This is a genomic window from Kitasatospora sp. NPDC022785 (genome assembly GCF_055561295.1).
Genome location: NZ_JBVHHB010000002.1, coordinates 136,936 through 156,021, shown reverse-complemented (window position 1 = coordinate 156,021; position 19,086 = coordinate 136,936). Strand labels below are relative to the sequence as shown.

General features: G+C 75.1%; 17 protein-coding genes and 1 pseudogene. 11 read left to right on the top strand and 7 right to left on the bottom strand.

Going from position 1 to position 19,086, the window contains the following annotated elements; genetic code table 11:
* Nucleotides 1–117: 117 nt before the first annotated feature.
* Nucleotides 118–738, bottom strand: coding sequence for a TetR/AcrR family transcriptional regulator (locus tag ACZ3YO_RS03950; protein WP_465564484.1), 621 nt, complete (start codon nucleotides 736–738; stop codon nucleotides 118–120).
* Nucleotides 739–777: 39 nt separating this feature from the next.
* Nucleotides 778–1,935 carry a redoxin domain-containing protein gene (locus ACZ3YO_RS03945; RefSeq protein WP_465564481.1) on the bottom strand — a complete coding sequence of 386 codons (1,158 nt, stop codon included), beginning with the start codon at nucleotides 1,933–1,935 and terminating at the stop codon, nucleotides 778–780.
* Between the two features lie 120 nt (nucleotides 1,936–2,055).
* Here ACZ3YO_RS03945 and ACZ3YO_RS03940 point away from each other — a divergent pair, with 120 nt between their 5' ends.
* Together ACZ3YO_RS03940 and ACZ3YO_RS03935 are read left to right on the top strand one after the other, a co-directional pair.
* Entirely contained in the window at nucleotides 2,056–2,616 is a 561-nt protein-coding gene (locus tag ACZ3YO_RS03940; RefSeq protein ID WP_465564478.1) for a GNAT family N-acetyltransferase, read from the top strand.
* A 124-nt stretch (nucleotides 2,617–2,740) separates the two neighbouring features.
* Complete coding sequence (locus ACZ3YO_RS03935) at nucleotides 2,741–3,139, top strand: nuclear transport factor 2 family protein (protein WP_465564475.1); 399 nt, start codon at nucleotides 2,741–2,743, stop codon at nucleotides 3,137–3,139.
* Between the two features lie 92 nt (nucleotides 3,140–3,231).
* Here the strand turns inward: ACZ3YO_RS03935 and ACZ3YO_RS03930 are convergent, their stop codons facing one another.
* From ACZ3YO_RS03930 to ACZ3YO_RS03920, 3 genes are all read right to left on the bottom strand, one after another.
* Nucleotides 3,232–3,630, bottom strand: coding sequence for an Imm50 family immunity protein (locus ACZ3YO_RS03930; RefSeq protein ID WP_465564472.1), 399 nt, complete (start codon nucleotides 3,628–3,630; stop codon nucleotides 3,232–3,234).
* Nucleotides 3,617–4,237 carry an Imm50 family immunity protein gene (locus ACZ3YO_RS03925; RefSeq protein ID WP_465564469.1) on the bottom strand — a complete coding sequence of 207 codons (621 nt, stop codon included), beginning with the start codon at nucleotides 4,235–4,237 and terminating at the stop codon, nucleotides 3,617–3,619. Before ACZ3YO_RS03925 ends, ACZ3YO_RS03930 begins: the two co-directional genes overlap by 14 nt.
* 805 nt (nucleotides 4,238–5,042) lie before the next feature.
* Nucleotides 5,043–5,483 (bottom strand): DUF5997 family protein, encoded by a 441-nt coding sequence (locus ACZ3YO_RS03920; protein WP_396326127.1) that lies wholly within the window; start codon nucleotides 5,481–5,483, stop codon nucleotides 5,043–5,045.
* 57 nt (nucleotides 5,484–5,540) lie between these two features.
* Here ACZ3YO_RS03920 and ACZ3YO_RS03915 point away from each other — a divergent pair, with 57 nt between their 5' ends.
* Both ACZ3YO_RS03915 and ACZ3YO_RS03910 read left to right on the top strand, forming a co-directional pair.
* The gene (locus ACZ3YO_RS03915) at nucleotides 5,541–6,419 is read left to right on the top strand and encodes a LysR family substrate-binding domain-containing protein (protein ID WP_465564465.1); all 879 of its coding nucleotides are present in this window, start codon (nucleotides 5,541–5,543) and stop codon (nucleotides 6,417–6,419) included.
* Nucleotides 6,420–6,566: 147 nt separating this feature from the next.
* Nucleotides 6,567–7,016, top strand: a pseudogene (locus ACZ3YO_RS03910) (aminoglycoside phosphotransferase family protein); the annotation flags it as partial.
* A gap of 49 nt (nucleotides 7,017–7,065) precedes the next feature.
* Here the strand turns inward: ACZ3YO_RS03910 and ACZ3YO_RS03905 are convergent.
* On the bottom strand, nucleotides 7,066–7,971 hold the full coding sequence (locus ACZ3YO_RS03905; protein WP_465564463.1) for a hypothetical protein: 906 nt from the start codon (nucleotides 7,969–7,971) through the stop codon (nucleotides 7,066–7,068).
* A gap of 198 nt (nucleotides 7,972–8,169) precedes the next feature.
* On the opposite strand from ACZ3YO_RS03905, the gene ACZ3YO_RS03900 reads away from it, so the two are divergent.
* The 7 genes from ACZ3YO_RS03900 to ACZ3YO_RS03870 all read left to right on the top strand — a co-directional run bounded on the left by ACZ3YO_RS03900 (nucleotide 8,170) and on the right by ACZ3YO_RS03870 (nucleotide 18,258).
* The gene (locus ACZ3YO_RS03900) at nucleotides 8,170–8,445 is read left to right on the top strand and encodes a heavy-metal-associated domain-containing protein (protein ID WP_465564460.1); all 276 of its coding nucleotides are present in this window, start codon (nucleotides 8,170–8,172) and stop codon (nucleotides 8,443–8,445) included.
* A gap of 146 nt (nucleotides 8,446–8,591) precedes the next feature.
* Nucleotides 8,592–10,835 (top strand): heavy metal translocating P-type ATPase, encoded by a 2,244-nt coding sequence (locus ACZ3YO_RS03895; protein ID WP_465564457.1) that lies wholly within the window; start codon nucleotides 8,592–8,594, stop codon nucleotides 10,833–10,835.
* Nucleotides 10,836–10,958: 123 nt separating this feature from the next.
* The gene (locus ACZ3YO_RS03890; protein WP_465543827.1) at nucleotides 10,959–11,477 is read left to right on the top strand and encodes a SixA phosphatase family protein; all 519 of its coding nucleotides are present in this window, start codon (nucleotides 10,959–10,961) and stop codon (nucleotides 11,475–11,477) included.
* Nucleotides 11,478–12,087: 610 nt separating this feature from the next.
* Nucleotides 12,088–12,828 (top strand): Mut7-C RNAse domain-containing protein, encoded by a 741-nt coding sequence (locus ACZ3YO_RS03885; RefSeq protein ID WP_465564452.1) that lies wholly within the window; start codon nucleotides 12,088–12,090, stop codon nucleotides 12,826–12,828.
* A 239-nt stretch (nucleotides 12,829–13,067) separates the two neighbouring features.
* Nucleotides 13,068–15,389, top strand: a complete 2,322-nt coding sequence (locus ACZ3YO_RS03880; protein WP_465564450.1) for an AfsR/SARP family transcriptional regulator — start codon at nucleotides 13,068–13,070, stop codon at nucleotides 15,387–15,389.
* Between the two features lie 185 nt (nucleotides 15,390–15,574).
* Complete coding sequence (locus ACZ3YO_RS03875) at nucleotides 15,575–16,717, top strand: sulfite oxidase (RefSeq protein WP_465564447.1); 1,143 nt, start codon at nucleotides 15,575–15,577, stop codon at nucleotides 16,715–16,717.
* Between the two features lie 5 nt (nucleotides 16,718–16,722).
* Nucleotides 16,723–18,258, top strand: a complete 1,536-nt coding sequence (locus tag ACZ3YO_RS03870; protein ID WP_465564445.1) for an MBL fold metallo-hydrolase — start codon at nucleotides 16,723–16,725, stop codon at nucleotides 18,256–18,258.
* A gap of 132 nt (nucleotides 18,259–18,390) precedes the next feature.
* On the opposite strand, the gene ACZ3YO_RS03865 is transcribed toward ACZ3YO_RS03870, so the two are convergent.
* Complete coding sequence (locus ACZ3YO_RS03865; protein WP_465543816.1) at nucleotides 18,391–19,086, bottom strand: type 1 glutamine amidotransferase domain-containing protein; 696 nt, start codon at nucleotides 19,084–19,086, stop codon at nucleotides 18,391–18,393.

Below are 19,086 nucleotides of genomic sequence, written 5' to 3'. Positions count from 1 at the left end.
AGGCCCCTTTCGAGTGGGTGTGTCGAGTGCGATGCAGGCGCTGTTCCTACGCGGGGATAAGGACACCCGGGCCGCCGGATCGGCGGCAGGCGCGGCAGTCCGGAGACCCCCGCGCGCTCAGGGCAGGAACAGCGACACCGCCGCCCGGGTCAGCGTCCGGAACCGCTCCTCGCCCGAGCCGCCCGGGAAGTGCCCGGCGAGCTCCAGGCTGATCACCCCATGGGTCGCCGCCCACAGTAGGTCGGTGATCTCGTCGACGTCCGTGTCCGCACGCAGCACGCCGGCCCGGACGGCGGCGCGGGCCGCCTGCCGCAGTACGTCCAGACTGGCCGCGGCCGCGCCCCGGGACTCCTCGTCCGGCACGAAGCCGGGGATGGCCTCGCCGTGCATGACGCGGTAGAAGTTGGGCTCCTGAAGGGCATTGGCGCGGTAGGCGCGGCCCAGGGCGGCGAGGTACTCGGCCTGGTCCTCGCCGCGCGGCACGGCTTCGAGACGGCGGCGCAGTCGGGCGAAGCCTTCCCGGTACAGGGCCGCCGCGATGCCGTCCTTGGCGCCGAACAGGCGGTAGAGCACGGTGGTCGAACAGTCGGCGGCGGTGGCCAGGCGGCGCATGCTCAGTGCGGCCGGTCCCTCGGTGGCCAGCATGCCGGCGGCGACGTCGAGCATGGCGGTGCGCAGTGCCTCCTCACTCTGGGCCTGGGCCCGGGCGAAGGCACCGGTGGGTGGGATGGCGGGCACGGGAACGATCCTCCGGGGCGGTTGTCGGGCGGTGGGCTGCTACTGCCAGTCCGGCAGCGCGCGGTAGATGGGCACTCCCGCCTCGTCCAGCGCCGCCCGCCGGGCGAAGTACTCCTCGCCCATCGGGTCGACGCCCAGGAGCGGCATCGCGCTGCGCCACGTCGTGATGTCCTCCGGCGCCAGCTCCGCCGCGGCCGCGAAGTGCCGCTCGGCCGCCTCCTGGTGGCCGTGGCGCAGCAGCCACAGCGCGAGCGCCGCCTCCGTACGGGCGTGCTGCTGCTTCGGGTCGCCCGGTCGGGTCGGTTCGGCGACCCCCTCGGCGTCGAGGCCCGACTCGCCGGTCGTCACCCACCGCCGCAGCGCGCCGAGCGCCTTCGCGGAGTCCAGGCCGCTCATGGAGCGGAAGAGGTCGGTTGCGAACTGAGTGTCGTTCGGGCGGGCGGTGCGGCCCTCCTCGTCGATCCAGAGCACGGTCGGGACGTTCAGCAGCTGGTAGAGGTCTGCGACCCGGCCGTCGACGTCGACCAGCGCGGGGTGCGTGGCTTCGGCCTCGGCGATCCAGGGGGCGGCGTCCTCGATCCGGCGGTCCACGGCGACACTCAGCACCGAGAAGCCCTCGGCGGCCAGCGCGGCGTGCTGGCGCTCCCACTCGGGCAGGTCGTAGCGGCAGCCGCACCACGAGGCCCAGAAGACGAGCGCGACCTTCCGCCCGCGCAGTTCGGCCAGTGAGTGCTCGACGCCGTGGACGTCAGGCAGCGTGAAGTCCGGTGCCATGGCGCCGACCAGCGCCGGTGACCGGTCGGCGGCCGACGCGCCGAGCGCCATGACCCCTGCCTCTGGCTCCAGTGCCACCGGCCGGCCCAGCAGTTCGGCGAAGGCGGTGACGTCCAGCATCCCGGCGTCGGCGTCCCGGTCTGCGCCCGTGCCCGTGCCCGCGTCCTCGAGCCGGGCGACGGCGGCCGCAGGGATGCAGATGTCGCCCTGGCACCAGCCCTGCGGCTTGCGCGTGAAGCCGAGCGTGCGCTCGACGTCCGCGAAGGCGAGCCACACGTGCGGGCCGGTGCCGTCCTCGACGGCCCGGAGTTCGGCGTCGGCCCGGTTCTCGACGTGGTCGACCAGGGTCGTCAGCCCGACGACGGTCCGGGCGGCGCTCTCGGCCGTGCCGGCGCCTTCGGTGGTGCTCCCAGTGCTGCGCATGACGCTTCCCCCTCGCTGAAAAACGACGTTACGCAAAGAAAACACTGTTATTGATGTGGCGTCAACCATCCGCCGTCGACGGAGGACCGGTGCCCCGACGCTGCCGTATATCGTCGCCGTATGCCCGAACTGATCGCGCCCACCGTCCGCCTGCACTCCGCCTGGCTCGAAGCGCGTGACGAGTGGGGGCCCGGGCTTCACGAGGACGGGTTCGGGCTGCAGCCGTCCGACGAGACCGAGTCGCCGGCCGGGTTCGCGGCCTGGGTGACGCGGCTGGCCGACGCGTCGGATCCGACGAAGCGCGCCGAGCACGGCGGGAAGGGCTGCACCTACCGCTGGATCGTCGAGGGCGACCGGGTGCTCGGCGGGATCGCGCTGCGGCACGGGCCCGAGGGCTATGTCCCGCTGTACGGGCACATCGGCTACGGCATCCGCCCGTCCGCGCGTCGGCGTGGGCTGGCCACCTGGGCGCTGGGCCGGATGCTGGACGAGGCGCGGCAGTTGGGCATGGACCGGATACTGCTCGGCTGCGCGGTCGACAACACGGCCTCGGTGAGGACGATCACGCATCATGGCGGTGTCTTCGAGGACGTCCGGGACACCAGGTTCGGCCCGGTGCAGCGGTACTGGATCGCCCTCCGGCGCGCGGCGGAAGGCACTGGAGCCTCCGGATCCCTCTGACAGCCGATCGTCCGGCCGGTTCACGATGTCGGGCGGGCTCGTGGGTGCGCGGTGACCGTCGAGACGGTCGGGAAGGTGCGGCAACTCCGGTCCTGCCGTGCCATTGCAGTGTTACTGTCGGATCATGTCCAAGGTCGAGATTGACGCGCTGACCGCCGAGTTCTTCGGCGCATTCGACAACCGGGGCGGCAAGCCCGCCGATGTGGCCCGGCTCCGCCGGCTGCTGATCCCGGGGGGAGTGATCGTCAACACCGGACCGGCCCTCACCGTCTACACCGTGGACGAGTTCGTCGAGCCGCGCGAAAAGCTGCTGAGCGACGGCCGGTTGGTCGAATTCTCCGAGTGGGAGACGTCCGAGCGCACCGAGATCGCGGGCAACGTCGCGTCGCGGGTCGGCGAGTACAGCAAGTCCGGGATGATGAACGGCGAGCCCTACGAGGGCAGTGGGACGAAGGTCTTCCAGTACGTCCGTACCGCCGAGGGCTGGCGGATCGTCGCCTTCTCCTGGTCCGACCGGCCCTGACCGGCGATGACGCGGCACGGCCCCGGGGCGGACGTCCGCCCGGGGGCCACGCGTATCAGCAGCGGTGACCCGTCGGCTCGGGGGTCGTCGGCTCAGAAGCCACCGGCGCGGGAGCCGGTGGGCGCGGTGGCGGTGATCGTGGCGGCGTCGAACGTCATCCGCTTGCCACTGCCGGACAGTTCGACGGAGTCGGCGGTGAGGGCGATGCCGGTGAGCGGACTCGTGCTCCAGCCGTCCACCACGAGGTTCCGCACGCCGGTGCAGAGCAGGAAGAACGTGACGGCGTTGTGCCCGGCCTCCTCCCAGGCCGCCGCCGCTCCCGCGGGGACGCCGAAGGCGAAGAAGCGCAGGGTGACGGAGGCCTCGCGCTCGTCGACGTGCACGGTGGTCAGCGCGTAGTCCGTCAGGGGCGGCGGTGGCGTGCCCAGCACCGCGCGAACGTCCTCCGGATCGAGCAGCGCGGCCGACCAGTCGGGGTCAGAGGGAGTCATAGAAGGGCATCCTGGTCGGCGGGGGCACGGTCTCGTACAGGCGCTGGTCGACGCGGCCGGCGAACCGGCGTGGTGCGCTGGAGGCGTCGCCGTCCGAGGAGTTGTAGGCGCTGAGGTGCGCGGCCTGGAGTTCCTCGTAACAGCTGAAGCGGATGGCGCAGCCCTCCCCGTCGATCGAGACCCGCAGCAACCGCTGCCCGAGGCCGCCCGACCGCTCGTGCCGGACGGTCACGGTGCGGCCGCTCGGCATGCCCTGCATCCGGAGGTCCTCCTGCGGGCCGAGGATGAAGTGGAGCTGGAGCTCGAACCGGTCGCAGCCCGCCGCCCGCCAGTCGTCCGGCGCCAGGTCGGGGAAGCGGGGGAGTTCGAGGCGGCAGACGAGCGTCGGGCCGTAGACGTTGAAGTGCACCGACCGGAGGACCACGTCCTCCAGGGGCGGCACCTCGGTGTACAGGCCGGCCAGCGTCTCCCGGTTGTGCAGCAGCAGCTCGGCCCAGCTCGGGGTCGTGATGGTCGTGCTCCTCTCCTCCGGGGCGGTCCTGGCACACCGTAGTGCCGCGACGGGTGGCCCTGGGGTCGGCCCGCCTGCCGAGTCCTGCCCGTGCACCCCAAAGTGCCCATGGAGAAGGTGAGTCGGGTGCGAAAGCGGCCGTGCCGGGCCGGCTCCAGCCGTTTGCCGAGTCGGTCTGGAGAGACCAGGTCGGGAGACCTTCGCCGTCGGCGTCGACGGAGTCCTCGCACACGCCTACAGCGCCGACGGCGGCGCGTGGACGACGGGCGGACCGGACGACGCCGGTCCCGTCGTACCACGTCACCGGCAGCCCGGGGGTGGTCCACAGCCCGGTGAACAAGGTGACCGAGGTCTGAACCACACCTACAACCTGAACGCCGGCCCCTGGGCCGGGCGGGAGTCCCTCGACACCGGCGACCGGTGCGCCGGCGCCCCGTCCGTCGGGTACGAGCCCGGCGCCAATGCGGCCGAGGCGTGGGGACGGGGTGGACCGGGTGGAATGGTCGGGGCTGCGGGGCCTCGGAGTCTCGGAGTCTCGGAGTCTCGGGGGAGAAGCGGTCCGGGGAGGCCGGCAGGTCCGCCACGCCCGCCGGCATCCGCACGGGTGCGGCCGCGGTCGGCGCCGGCGGGAACGTCGCAGCCCCGGGAGCTTCGGCCGGTCGTGGTGTCCGGCGGGCGCGGCGCCCAGCTGCGCCCCGAGGCCGGGCAGGCCGGGCAGGCCGGCGCCTTCCCCCGTCAGGCGGATCCCCCTGCGGACGTGCGCGCCGCCGCCCCGGCCGTCGGCTCCGGAGCCCCCCTGGCGGCGCCGGCAGGTTTCCGGCGGTGCCAGCGTCTCCGGGTGGTGTCGGTGCTGCCGGGCGGTGTCAGCGCCCCGGGGCGGTGCCGGTGCCGCCGGGCGGTGTCAGCGCTTCTTGGCGGGCTTGGCCTGCGGGGCCGCCTGCTTCTGCTGCTCCTTCTGCTGGTCCTTCTCCTGCTTCTCCTTGATCCGCACGGCCTCCTTGCGGACCTCGGCCTGGACGGTGCGCTCGCGCTCCAGCCAGGTGGGGTTGGACTCCTTGAGCGCGTCGATCTGCTCGGTGGTGAGGGCCTCGGTGACCCCGCCGCGGGCCAGGCCGGAGACGGAGATGCCGAGCTTGGCGGCAACGACCGGGCGCGGGTGCGGGCCGTTGCGGCGCAGGTCCTGGAGCCACTGCGGCGGCTCGGCCTGCAGGGCGTTCAGCTCCTCGCGGGAGACCACGCCCTCCTGGAAGTCGGCGGGGGCGGCGTCGAGGTAGATGCCCAGTTTCTTGGCCGCCGTGGCCGGCTTCATGGTCTGGGTGGTCTTCGGCTTGAGCGATGTCATGGTCACTAGGGTAAGCGAGTGAGTGGCGGCCCCGATCACGGTCGGTAGCCTTGCTGCGTGACAGAGATGCAGGCGAACCCCTCGTTCCGGCTGGTGTATGTTCCCGGCGTGACGCCCGGTAAGTGGGTGCGCGTCTGGGAGCAGCGGCTGCCCGACGTCCCGCTCACCCTGGTCGCGGTGCCGGTGGAGGAGGGCGAGCCGACGCTGCTGGGCGGCGGTGCGGACGCCGGGCTGGTCCGCCTCCCGGTCGACCGGGACAGCCTCAGCGCGATCCCCCTCTACACCGAGACCACCGTGGTCGTCTTCCCGAAGGACCACTGGCTGGCGGCGGCCGAGGAGGTGCCGCTCGCGGACCTGGCCGACGAGGTGGTCTTCCACCCGATGGACGACTCCCTCGGCTGGCAGACCCTCCCCGGGCGGCCCGCGATCGAGCGCCCGGCTACGACGGGGGACGCGATCGAGCTGGTCGCGGCGAACGTCGGTGTCCTGCTCGTGCCGCAGTCGCTCGCCCGGCTGCACCACCGCCGGGACCTCACCTACCGCCCGGTACCGGACGCGCCGCAGTCGCAGGTGGTGCTCTCCTGGCTGCAGGACAGGACGACCGACCTGGTGGAGGAGTTCATCGGCATCGTCCGCGGCCGGACGGTCAACAGTTCGCGTGGCCGGGTCGGCGCGGCGCAGCCCGAGGAGAAGCCCGCCCCGGCGGCCGGGCGCCCGCGCGGCGGCTCGGGCAAGCCGGCCGGCGGCAAGTCGACGGGTGCGAAGCCGGCGGGTGGCAAGACGGCGGGCGGCAAGACGGCGGGCGGCCGGGCGACGGGTGGCAAGGCGGCGGGCGGGAAGTCCGCCGGCGGTCGGTCGGGCACCGGCAGGCCGGGCACCGGAAAGGCGTCGGGCGGCAAGTCCGGCGGCGCCCGCCGGGGCCGCCCGGGGCGGTAGGCGGTTCCCTGCCATCGCGAGCCTGGCCCGTCCTGAGCCTGGTCCGTCCTGAGTCCGGTACATCCTGAGTCAGGCACGTCCTGAGCCCGGTACGCCCTGACCCGGGTACGCCCTGAGTCCGGCACGTCCCCGCCGTTCCCGGGCCGCTTCCTGCACCGGGACTACCACCCGGGCAACGTGCTCTTCGGCGGAGGTGGAGGTGGCGGCGACGGTGGAGGTGGCGCCGAGGGCGGTGGGAGCGGCGAGGGCGGCCGTGGCGCGGGCGGGCTGAGGATCACCGGCGTGGTGGACTGGGTGGAGACCTCATGGGGCCCCGTCGACCTGGACGTCGCGCACTGCTCCACCGCGCTGGCCCTGCTGTACGGGGTGCCGGTCGGGATGGGGTTCGCCGACCGCTACCTTTCGGCCGGCGGTGCCTTGACCGAGGACCCGTCCGACCACCTGTACTGGCGCCTGCTCGATGCCCTGGCCTTCGCACCGGACGCGGAGAAGGTCGGGGTGAGCTGGCGTGAGCTCGGCCGCGCGGACCTGACCCCCGCACTGCTGGCCGAACGGCTGGAGGACTACGTCGAGGAGTTGCTGAGGCGCTACGGCTGAGGCGCTTGAGGCACGCGAGGCGCTGCGGTCGCTCGGTGCCGGTGGCCGCTCAGTGCCGGTGGGCGTCGGCCCCGGTGGGCGCGTCGCCACCCGGGGTGGTGACGGTGAAGGCCGCGGTGCGGACGGTGTCCCCGTGCCGGAAGTCGAGGAAGAGGCGGTAGGCGCCCGGGCTGGGTGCGGTCGCGGTGAAGGCGACCTCCGGCCCGGGCGTCGTGCTCTCCGGGTGGACGTGGAGGTAGGCGAGGTCGCCGGCGCGCAGTGCGACCAGGTGGCCGTAGGCGCCGAGGTAGGGCTGGAGGTCGGTGACGGGGCGACCGTCCCGGGTGACGGTGAGGGTGAGCCGGGCGGGCCGGCCGGGGGTGAGGTCGCCGCCGAGGGTGACGGTGTAGCCGTCGACGGTGACACTGCGGCCGGTCTCCGGCAGGGGTGCGGGGCGCAGGTCGCCGGCCGCGTGGAGGTCGGCGCCGAGGGTGAGCCCCTCGGCCGCGCCGGCCGGGGTGAAGTCGGCGAAGACCCGGTACTCGCCCGCGGTGGGGAGGGCGGCCGCCGCGCTCCAGGTGCCGTCGGCGGCCCGGGTCGGGTGCAGGTGCTGGAAGCTCGTGAGGTCGCGCGGGGCGACGATCAGGTGCAGCTCCTTCTCGTGCGCCGGGCGGTAGTCGGTGACCGGGTGGCCGTCCGCTCCGAGGATGCGGAACCGCAGGTCGGTGGGGGTGGCGCCGGCGGTGACGAACGGGTCGTCGACGCTGAGCGTGTAGCCGCGTTCCGAGACCTGGAGCCCGCCGGGCAGGTGCTCGGCGGCGTTCGCCGCCTCCGGGGTGTGGCCCGCATGCGCGCCGGCGGTGGTGGAGGCGGTCGGGCGCGGGCCTGTGCCGGTGGCGTGGCCGACCCCGTACGCGGCGCCGAACGCGGTGGTGAGGCCGGTGGCGAAGGCGGCGATCTTCAGCGCGGTGTTCATGGCGGGCTCCTTCGGTGGTGATCGGATCCTCGGGCGGGGCTCCGAGATCTGGAGTAGATACCCCCTAGGGGTATGAAGTCAAGGAGCTTTGAAGGGCGGGGAGGGGTTGCACTCGATACCCCCCAGGGGTATAAACGAAGCAACGCACCGACCGATACCCCAGCCGGGTATCCAAGGCCGAATCCACCGGAGGAACCCATGTCCTGCTGCTCCACCGACGGCACCTGCTCCACCACCGCCACCATCGAGGCGGCGCCTGCCGCCGTCACCGCCGTCTACGCGGTCGCCGGGATGACCTGCGGCCACTGCGAGCAGGCCGTCGGCAAGGCGGTCTCCGCCCTGGCCGGCGTCACCGCCGTGCGTGTGGACGTCACGGCCGGCCTGGTCACCGTCTCCGCCGAGGCCGAGCCGGACGAAGAGGCCCTGCGCGCCGCCATCGACGACGCGGGCTACGAGCTGACCGGCCGCGCCTGACCGCCGCTGTTCGATCCGCCCTGGGCGGCCGGGGGCCGGACATCCCCCCCCGCACAACCCCCTGGGGGTATCCGGACCCCGGTCCTGGCCCCGGACCTCGGCCCCGGACCCGACCCACCCTGATCCACGACCCACGAGGAGCCCAGATGACCACCCAGGCACCCGCCTCCACCGAGGTGGAACTCCAGATCGGCGGCATGACCTGCGCCTCGTGCGCCGCCCGGATCGAGAAGAAGCTCAACCGCATGGACGGCGTCGAGGCCACCGTCAACTACGCCACCGAGAAGGCCCGGGTCGTCGTCGCGGACGGTGTCGAGGTCGCCGACCTGATCGCCACCGTCGAGGCCACCGGCTACACCGCCGCCCTGCCGAAGCCCGCGGTCGCCGGACCGTCCGGTGACGTGCCTGAGGAGCCGGACGAACTCGCCCCGCTGCGGCAGCGGTTGATCACCGCGCTCGCTCTCGCCGTCCCCGTCGTCGCGATGGCCATGGTGCCGGCGCTGCAGTTCGACAACTGGCAGTGGCTCTCGCTCACCCTCGCCGCGCCCGTCGTCACCTACGCGGCCTGGCCGTTCCACCGCGCCGCCTGGACCAACGCCCGGCACGGCGCCGCGACCATGGACACCCTGGTCTCCCTCGGCACCGGCGCCGCGTTCCTCTGGTCGCTCTGGGCGCTGTTCCTCGGTCACGCCGGCATGCCCGGCATGCGGCACGGCTTCGAGTTCACCATCGCCCGCAGCGACGGCTCGTCCAACATCTACCTGGAGGCCGCGGCCGGCGTCACCGCGTTCATCCTGGCCGGCCGCTACTTCGAGGCGCGGTCCAAGCGCACCGCCGGCGCCGCCCTGAAGGCGCTGCTCCAACTCGGCGCCAAGGACGTCACCGTGCTGCGCCGCGGCGCCGAGGTCCGCATCCCGACCGGTGAACTCGCCGCCGGCGAGCTGTTCGTGGTCCGCCCAGGCGAGAAGATCGCCACCGACGGCGTGGTCGAACAGGGCGCCTCCGCCGTGGACGCCTCGATGCTGACCGGTGAGTCCGTGCCGGTCGAGGTCGTGGTGGGCGACGCGGTCACCGGTGCCACCGTCAACGCCGGCGGCCGCCTCGTGGTCCGCGCCACCCGCGTCGGCGCAGACACCCAACTCGCCCGGATGGCCAAGCTGGTGGAGGACGCGCAGAACGGCAAGGCGGCGGCCCAGCGGCTCGCCGACCGGATCTCCGCCGTCTTCGTCCCGATCGTCATCACCCTGGCCCTCGCCACCCTCGGCTACTGGCTCGGCACCGGCGAGGGCTGGAGCGCCGCCTTCACCGCCGCCGTCGCCGTGCTGATCATCGCCTGCCCGTGCGCCCTGGGCCTGGCCACCCCGACCGCGCTGCTGGTCGGCACCGGGCGCGGCGCCCAGCTCGGCATCCTGATCAAGGGCCCGGAGGTGCTGGAGTCGACCCGGCGGGCGGACACCGTCGTCCTGGACAAGACCGGCACCGTCACCACCGGCCGGATGACCCTGCTCGCCGTCCACACCGCCGAGGGCACCACCGAGACCGAGGCGCTGCGCCTGGCCGGCGCCCTGGAGCACGCCTCCGAGCACCCGATCGCCCGCGCCGTCGCCACCGCCGCCGCCGACCGGACGGGCGAACTGCCCGGCGTGGAGGGCTTCGAGAACCTCCCCGGCCTCGGCGTCCAGGGCGTGGTGGACGGGCACGCCGTCCTGGTCGGCCGGGAACAGCTGCTCGCCGACTGGTCGCAGTACCTGCCGGCGCGGCTCGCCGAGGCCAAGCGCACGGCCGAGGCCGGCGGGCGGACCGTCGTCGCCGTCGGCTGGGACGGCGAAGCGCGCGCCGTCCTGGAGGTCGCCGACGCCGTCAAGCCCACCAGTGCCGAGGCCATCGCCCGGCTGCGCGCCCTCGGGCTGACCCCGATGCTGCTCACCGGCGACAACGCCGCCGTGGCCCGGGCGGTGGCGGCCGAGGTCGGCATCAAGCCGGACGACGTGATCGCCGAGGTGCTGCCCCAGGACAAGGTCGCCACCGTGCAGCGCCTCCAGGCCGAGGGCCGGGTCGTGGCCATGGTCGGCGACGGCGTCAACGACGCGGCCGCCCTCGCCCAGGCCGACCTGGGCCTGGCCATGGGCACGGGCACCGACGCCGCCATCGAGGCCGGCGACCTCACCCTCGTCCGCGGAGACCTGCTCGCCGCCGCCGACGCCATCAGGCTCTCCCGCCGGACCCTGGCCACCATCAAGGGCAACCTCTTCTGGGCCTTCGGCTACAACGTCGCCGCCCTGCCGCTGGCCGCCGCGGGCCTGCTCAACCCGATGATCGCGGGGGCGGCGATGGCCTTCTCCTCGGTCTTCGTGGTCGGCAACAGCCTGCGCCTGCGCACCTTCCGCTGACTCCCCGTCCGCCGTCCGCCCCTCACTCCTTCGAGTGAGGGGCGGATGTCATGTCCGAGGCCCGGTCGACGGGTGGCTAGCGTCGGCCGGGTACCGATGTCCCGCATGGAGGAGGAGACCGTAGTGAGCAGCGAACCGACCCGCAGGATCGTCGTGGTCCGGCACGCCAAGGCCGAGTGGAGCGACGCCGACGACCACGAGCGCCCGCTGGCCGAGCGGGGCCGCAAGGACGCTCCCGTCGCAGGCCGGTGGCTCGCCGGTACGGGCATCGTGCCGGACCTCGCACTCGTCTCCACCTCGGCGCGCACGCGGGAGACCTGGAAGCTGATCGTCCCCGAGTTGCCCCAGCGGCCCAGGACGGTCTTCGAGGACCGGCTCTACGAGGCGAGCCTCGGGGAACTGATCGCCGTGCTCAACGAGACGTCCGACGAGGTGGCCGACCTGCTGCTGGTCGGCCACAACCCCGGCGTCCACGCCCTCGCCGACGCCCTCGCCGGTGAGGCCGAGGCCGACCTGCTGCCCCGGATGAACCGCTCCGGGTTCCCGACTTCCGCCATCGCGGTGCTCACCTTCACCGGTTCGTGGAAGGGCCTCGAACACGGCGCCGCCCGGCTCGTCGCCTTCTGGGCGCCCCACGCCTGACCCCGGCCACCGCACCCGTCCGTCCCAGGCCCACGCCCCGGCGGGGAGTCGGGGCCGGCCCGGTAGGGGGCTTCGGCCGGTGCACCGGAGGAGGGTCTCCGCGGGGGCGTGGGTGAGGTCGCCGGCCTCGGTGGGGGCGTCGGGGGAAGAGACGGGCGGCGCTGGTGGCGGAGCTGCGGCGCGCGGGGCGGGCGGGGGCGCGCATGGGGTCGCTCTGCACCGGCGCCTTCGCGGTCGCCGCCGGCATCCCGGACGGGCGCCGGGCGACCGCGCAGTCGTCTTCCCGTTCACGGGCCAGGCGGGCGGGCACAGTTCGGGGACCCCAGTGGCACCACCCTGCTGCAGTAGCTGCTCAACCAGCGGTTCGCCCGCGCCCAGGTGCTGCTGGAGGCGACCGACCTGCCCGTCGAGCAGGTCGGCGAGCGCAGCGGCCTCGGCAGCGCCACCAACCTGCGCCACCAATCTGCGCCGCCACCTCACCGCCCCGGTCGGGGTGACACCGACCGACTACCGGTGTGCCTTCGCGGCGCGGGCGGTCGTGGGCGGCCGACAGCACCGGGACGGGGAAAAACGCTGGCCGCCGTCGGCCGGCCGCTGGCATGCTGGCCGGGTGGAGAGACCGGAGATCTGGCTCAGTTTCGCGCCCGAGCTGCACGTCTTCGTCGCCTCGGCGCGGCGGGGGGTGCCCACGGCGCTGCGTGCGGACGGGGCCTCGACGCTCGGGCATGTGGTGGAGTCGCTCGGCGTCCCGCTCACCGAGGTCGGCGCGCTGGTCGCGGACGGGCGGCCGGTGGGCGTCGCACACGTCCCCGCCGACGGGGAGCGGATCTCGGTCGAGGCCGTACCCCGGCCGCAGCCTTCGCCCGCCCCGGTCCGGTTCCTGCTCGACGTCCACCTCGGCACGCTCACGCGCCGGTTGCGGCTGCTGGGCATCGACGCCGCCTACGAGAACCCGGACATCGGCGACGCCGCGCTCGCCGCCCGCTCGGCCGCCGAGCAGCGCGTCATGCTCTCGCGCGACCGAGGCCTGCTGCGGCGCCGCGAACTCTGGGCCGGCGCCTACGTCTACAGCCACCGGCCCGCGGAACAGCTGCGGGACGTCCTGTCCCGGTTCGCGCCGCCGCTCGCCCCCTGGAGCCGGTGCACCACCTGCAACGGGACGCTGCGCAGCGTCACCAAGACGTCCGTGCAGGACCAGCTCCGGGACGGCACCGAGCGCTCCTACGACGCGTTCGCCCAGTGCACCGAGTGCGGCCAGGCCTACTGGCGGGGTGCCCACCACGCCAGCCTGGACGCCATCGTGGCCGACGCCGTCCGCGAGTTCGGCGGCCAGGCGCTCTCCGGGGCGTGAGGGGGAGGGTGTGCGCGGCGTGAGGGGGATGGCATGAGGCCTGCGCGACGCGTGACGGGGATGGCCTGAGGGCCCCGTGCACGGCGTGCGGCGTAGGCCGCGCGGAGTGTGCTGCGAGGGCGCCGCGGGGGCTTCCGCGCGGGTGGCGCGTTCCCGCGGGTCTCGCGGGCTTCCCCGGACTCGCCGGTGGGCCGCTGCCGAAGTAGGTTCGTAGTGTCCGTACGGAAGGCGTCCGGCGCATGCTCGAACTGCGTATCCGCCTCCTCGGCGGTTTCCGGGTACGGGTGGGCCCGCGAGAGATCGCCGCCGACGCCTGGCGCCTGCGGAAGCCCCGGAACCTCGTGAAGCTGCTCGCGCTCGCCCCCGGCCACCGGCTGCACCGGTCGCAGGTGCTCGCGGCGCTCTGGCCCGAGGTGCCGCCCGAGGCCGGCGTCGGTCTGCTGGGCACGGCCGTGCACGAGGCCCGGCGGACCCTCGCCCCGGACCCGGACCCCGCCGCCGGCCGGTGCTACCTGGAGTCGGGCGAGAGCCTCGCCCTGCACGGCGGACCGCTGCGGGTCGACGTCCAGGAGTTCGAGCAGGCCGCGCTGCACGCCCGCCGAAGCCGCGACCCCGACGCGTACGAGCGGGCCGTCGCCCGGTACGGCGGGGACCTGCTGCCCGAGGACCGGTACGAGGAATGGGCGGTCGAACGCGAACAGGCCCTGCACGCGGAGTACCTGGCGCTCCTGGTCGAGCTCGGCGCGCTCCGTGAGGCGCGCGCCGACCTGGACGGCGCCGCAGCCGTACTGCGCCGCGCGGTGGCCGCCGACCCGTTGCACGAGGAGGCGTCACCGGCGCTGATGCGGGTCTACGCGCTGGCCGGGCGCCGGCACGAGGCGCTGCACGAGTACGACCGGCTTTCGGCCGCGCTGGACCACGCCTCGGACGGCGCCGAGGGGCCGGGGCCCGCCGCCCAGCGGCTCCGCGAACAGGTCCGGACCGGCGGCGACGTCCGGGCCGAACTCGCCGGCGAGCTCTGGGAACACGTCGGGGACCAGCGGATGGCGGCCGGCGACACCGCCGGCGCCGCGGTCGCGTACGGCTCCGCCCTCGACCCGGGCGTGGTGGACCTGCCGGCCTCGCCGGGCGTCCTCACCGGGCGGGCGGCTGACGGCACCGGCCTGCGAGCGGTCCGGCTGCACCGCAAGGCGGCCACCGCCCACCTGGCCGGAGAAGCCCCGGTCATGGCCCTCCTGGCGGGAGAAGCCCCGGCCACCGCCCACCTGGAGGGAGAAGCCGCGACCGCGGCCGAACCGCACCTGGCGGGAGTAGCCGCGGCCGAACCGCACCTGGCCGCCGCCGAGACCGCGCTCGCCGAGGCCGGCGGCGACCCTGCCGAGACCGGCCGGCTGCTCGGCGCCCGTGCCGACTGGCTCCGGGCGTCCGGCCGTTACGAGGAGGCCCAGCGAGCGGCCGAGGCCGGCCTGACCCTCGCCCGGGACCACGGCACCGCCGACGACCTGACCGCCGCCCACGAGGCGCTCGCCACCGTCCACCACCTCCGCGGCGACTGGCCGGAGGGTTTGCGGAGCGAGATCGACCGCTTCGGCGCCGCCGCTGACGAGGACGCCCGCTTCGCCCGGATCTTCGACATCCACTGCTGTCTGAGCCAGTACCACCTCTACGGGGACGGGCTCAGCGACAGCGTCGAGGAGTACGCCCGCCACACCCTCGACCTGGCGATCGCCCGCGGTGCGCGCCGGGCGGAGGCCTTCGCCTGGTGCCTGCTCGGCGAGTCGTTGCTGCTGCGCGGGCGCTGGGACGAGGCGCCCGGCTGCCTCGAACGCAGCGCCCACCTGCACGAGGAGCTAGGCGGCCGAGGCGGCGCCCTGCCCTGGCAGCGGCTCGCCGAATACGCGGCCGGGCGCGGCGACAGCGCCGAAGCGGCGGCCTGCCTGCGACAGGGCATGGCCGTCGCCGTCGCTTCCCCCTCGGCCCGGCACGCCGTCGGGCGGCTCCACGCGACCGCCGCACTGGACGCCGTCGAGCGCGGCGAACCCGGCGAGGCCGTCCGCGCGGCGCTGGCCGCTGCGGCCTCCGCGGCCCGGCACGGCGAGTGCCCGACCTGCACGGTGCTGCTCCACCCGGTGGCGGCGGAGGCGTTCGCGGCCCTGGGCGACGCCGACGGCGCGGCCGAGCACGCCGAGGCGGCGCGGCGGGTGGCGGCCCGGTCCGACAGTTCGGCCTGGCGCGCGATGGCGCAGTCGGCGCTCGGCTCGCTGGCCTCGGCCCGGGATGACCCGGAGGGCGCCCGGGACCACCACGTGGCGGCGGCCGGGCTGTACGGCCGGGCGCGACAGCCGTACTGGGAAGCGCGGGCCAAGGCTCAGGCGGCGGCGGTGGCCGTCGGGGCGGGCACGGGCGAGGCGGACCGGCGGCTCCGGGTGGAGGCGGCGGCGCTGTTCGAGACGCTCGGCGCCCGCCGCGCCCTGGCCCGGGTGCGGGAGTCGGGGCTGGTGGCGGGGCCGGTGGCTGGGCAGCCGGCTGGGCGGGTGGCGGTAGGGGGTGAGCCGGGGTGAGGGTGGACGCAGCGCGTTGTGGCGGCCCGGGCGATCCGTGGCTGCCCGCGGGCGGGGCGTCGCCACGGCGGAGCGCCACAGCCGACGGCCGCCACAGCGGCTGGCCGCCATGGCCGGTGCCCGCCATGGCCGGTGGGCGCGGCCCGTGAACGGGCACGAGGGACACACACAGGTGGTGAGCCGGGATGACGACGACAGCCCGCAACGGGACGACCGCCCCGCACTGGGCGCCCGAGACGGTCAGCGCCGAGCCGTACAACGCCCAGACGCCGGCCGCGGCGCTGGCCGAGCCGCTCACGCCCACCGGAGCGTTCTTCGTCCGTGACCACTTCGGGGTGCCGCACCTGCGCCGGGCCGGCTGGCGGTTGCGGGTGGGTGGGCTGGTGGACGCCGAACTCGACCTCGGTTACGAGGAGTTGCGCGCACTGCCGGTGCGCGAGCTGGACGTGGTGGTGGAGTGCGCCGGGAACGGCCGCAGCCTGATGGAGCCGCGCCCGCCCGGCCTGCCGTGGGGGCAGCGGGCGGTCGGGTGCGCCCGGTTCGCCGGGGTGCCGCTGAGGGCGGTGCTGGAGCGTGCCGGGCTGCGGCCGGGGGCGATGGAGCTGGTGTTCACCGGGGCGGACGAGGGCGCGTTGCACGGCCGCCGCACCGCCTTCGAACGGAGCCTTCCGGCCGGCCTCGCCCTGCACCCCGACACCCTGCTCGCCACGCACATGAACGGCGCCCCGCTCACCCCCGGCCACGGCGCGCCCGTCCGGCTGCTGGTGCCCGGCCGGTACGGGGTGGCGGACGTCAAGTGGCTGGTCGGGGTGAGGGCGGTGGCGCGGCCGTTCGCCGGCCCGTTCCAGGCCGAGGAGTACGTCTACCGGGGCTCGCGCGGCGTTCGCGGCGGCACACCCGAGGGGCCGGTCGGGGAGATCCGGGTGAAGTCGCTGATCACCGGCCCGGCGCCGGGGGCCCGGCTGCCGCTGGGCCTGCCCTGCACGGTGCGCGGGCGGGCCTGGTCGGGCGGGGTGCCGGTGCGCCGGGTGGAGGTGCGGGTCGGCAGCGCCGGGTGGCGGCCGGCCGAGCTGGCCCCGGCCCGGGGCCCGTACGCCTGGGCGGAGTGGACGTACACATGGACGCCGCGGGTGCCGGGGCCCCGGCTGCTGCTGGTGCGGGCGACCGATGCCGAGGGACGCACCCAGCCGCTGCGGGCGCCGTGGAACGAGCAGGGGTACGGCTGCAATCCGGTGGCCGGGGTGGAGGTCGTGGTGGTCACGGCCGCCACCGCCGGCGGGCCGGACCGCGGACGGGAACGGCCCGGGGGCGGGCCGGGCGGAGGCTGAGGGCCATGGGCGGCGACCCCGGTACGAGGAGCGGCACCGGCGGGAACACCATCGAACCCGTCACCACCGCTGCCCTCGGCGACACCAGCTACCTCCTGACCTCCGGTGACGAGGCCCTGGTGGTGGACCCGCAGCGGGACTGCTGGCCGCTGCTCGCCTCCTGCACGGCGCGCGGGCTGCGGATCAGGTACGTCCTGGAGACCCACGTCCACAACGACTACCTCTCCGGCGCCCTGGAGGTGCGGGCCGTGACCGGGGCGACGGTGGCGGGGCCGGCCCGGGCCGGGTACGGGTTCGACCACCTGCCGCTGGCCGAGGGCGACGAGCTCACCCTCGGCGGGCTGCGCGTCCAGGCGCTGGAGACGCCCGGCCACACCGCCGAGCACACCGCCTACCTGGTGCTGGACGGTGGTCAGGGCCCGGGCGAGGGGCGCCCGGCGGCGGTGTTCACCGGCGGCAGCCTGCTGGTCGGCAGCGCCGGCCGGACCGACCTCTCCGGCGCCGCCCGGACGGAGCAACTGGCCCGCGCCCAGTACCGCTCGCTCCGGCGGCTCGCCCAACTGCCCCCCGACACCCGGGTGCTGCCCACGCACGGGGCCGGCAGTTCCTGCTCGATCGGCGCGGCGGCCGGCGAGCGGACCAGCACGGTCGGCGACCAGCGGCTCGCCAACCCGGCGCTGCTGGCCGGCGACGAGGACGCGTTCGTGGCCGCCCGCCTGCTCGGTCTGCCGCCCGCGCCCGCCTACTACCGGCGGATGGGGCCGCTGAACCGGGCCGGCCCGGCCGTCCTCGGCGGCCCGCCCGGGTTGTTGCCGCTGACCCCGGAGGAGGTCCAACAGGCCCTCTGGCGCGACGCGGTGGTGGTCGACGCGCGGGACCGCCGGGCGTTCGCCGACGCCCACCTGCCGGGCTCGCTCGGTGACGAGCTGGACGGCTCCTTCGCGGCGCTGGTCGGCGAGGTGGTGCCGTTCGGCACACCGCTGGTCCTGGTGCTGCCGGAGCCGCTCGCCGACGCCGCCCGCGAAGCCGTCCTGCAGCTGCTGCGGATCGGCTATGACGCCTGGCTGGTAGGGCAGTTGGACGGCGGCGTGGAACGCTGGCGGGCAAGCGGGCGCCAGCTCGCCACGATCCGGACGGCCGACGTCTCCGAGGTGCGCGGAGCCCTCGCGCGCGGGTCTCTCGGGCTTCCTGGGCCTTCCGGGCTTCGTGGGCCTTCCGGCTCGCGCGGGCCTGACGGGCGGGGAGGGCCCGGCGGGCGTGGAGGGTATGACGTGCCTGGCGGGCCGGAGGGCGGGCGACCGGTCCAGGTGCTCGACGTGCGACCTGCCGCCGATCCACCGGTGCCCGGCGCCCTCGCCATCCCGCTCACCGAACTGCCCGACCGGATCGGCACGTTGCCGCCCGGCCGGGAGTACTGGACGGTCTGCGGTCGGGGTCGCCGGGCCACCGTCGCGGCGAGCCTGCTGGCCGCCGCGGGCATCCCCGTGACGGCCGTGGTCAGCGGCGGCGCCCAGGACCTGGTGGACGAACTCCGGCGGTGAGCCCGCCGGGCGCGCGCCGGCCGGTGCACTCCGGTTGGAGCCCGCCGCGTTCGTGCACTCCGGCCGGCCGCCCGCCGGCCCGCATCGCTCCGGGCCGGCGCTGCGCCCGTTCGGTGGTCGGTGCTGTGGGCCTCAGGCCAGCTTCTTGAGCAGCTCGGCCGCGAGCGGGGCGGAGGAGGCCGGGTTCTGGCCGGTCACCAGGTTGCGGTCGACGACCACGTGCGGGGCCCACGGCTCGCCCTCCTGGAAGTCCGTACCGGCCTCCACCAGGCGGCTCTGGAGCAGCCACTTCGCCTTGTCGGCCAGGCCGGCCTGGGTCTCCTCGGCGTCGGTGAAGCCGGTCAGCCGGTAGCCGGCGAAGGCGTTGGTGCCGTCGGCGCCGGTGGCGGCCAGCAGCGCGGCCGGTCCGTGGCAGACCACGCCGAGCGGCTTGCCGGAGGCCAGGGTGTCGGCGAGCAGCCGGCCGGACACCGGGTCGACGGCGAGGTCCTCCATCGGGCCGTGGCCGCCGGGGTAGAAGACGGCGTCGTAGTCGGCCAGGTCCACCTCCTCCAGCTTGACCGGGTGCCGCAGCCCCGTGAAGGCCTCCAGGCCGGCCGCGACCCGCTCGGCGCCCTCCGGCCCGCCGTTCACCGCGGGGGCCAGGCTGCCCTGGTCGACCGTCGGGACCACACCGCCCGGGGTGGCGACGGTGACCTCGTGACCGGCGGCGGTGAACGCCTCGTGCGGGGCGACGGCCTCCTCGGCCCAGAAGCCCGTGGGGTGCCGGGTGCCGTCGGCGAGCGTCCAGTAGGTGGCGCCGGTGACGACGAACAGGATCTTCGACAT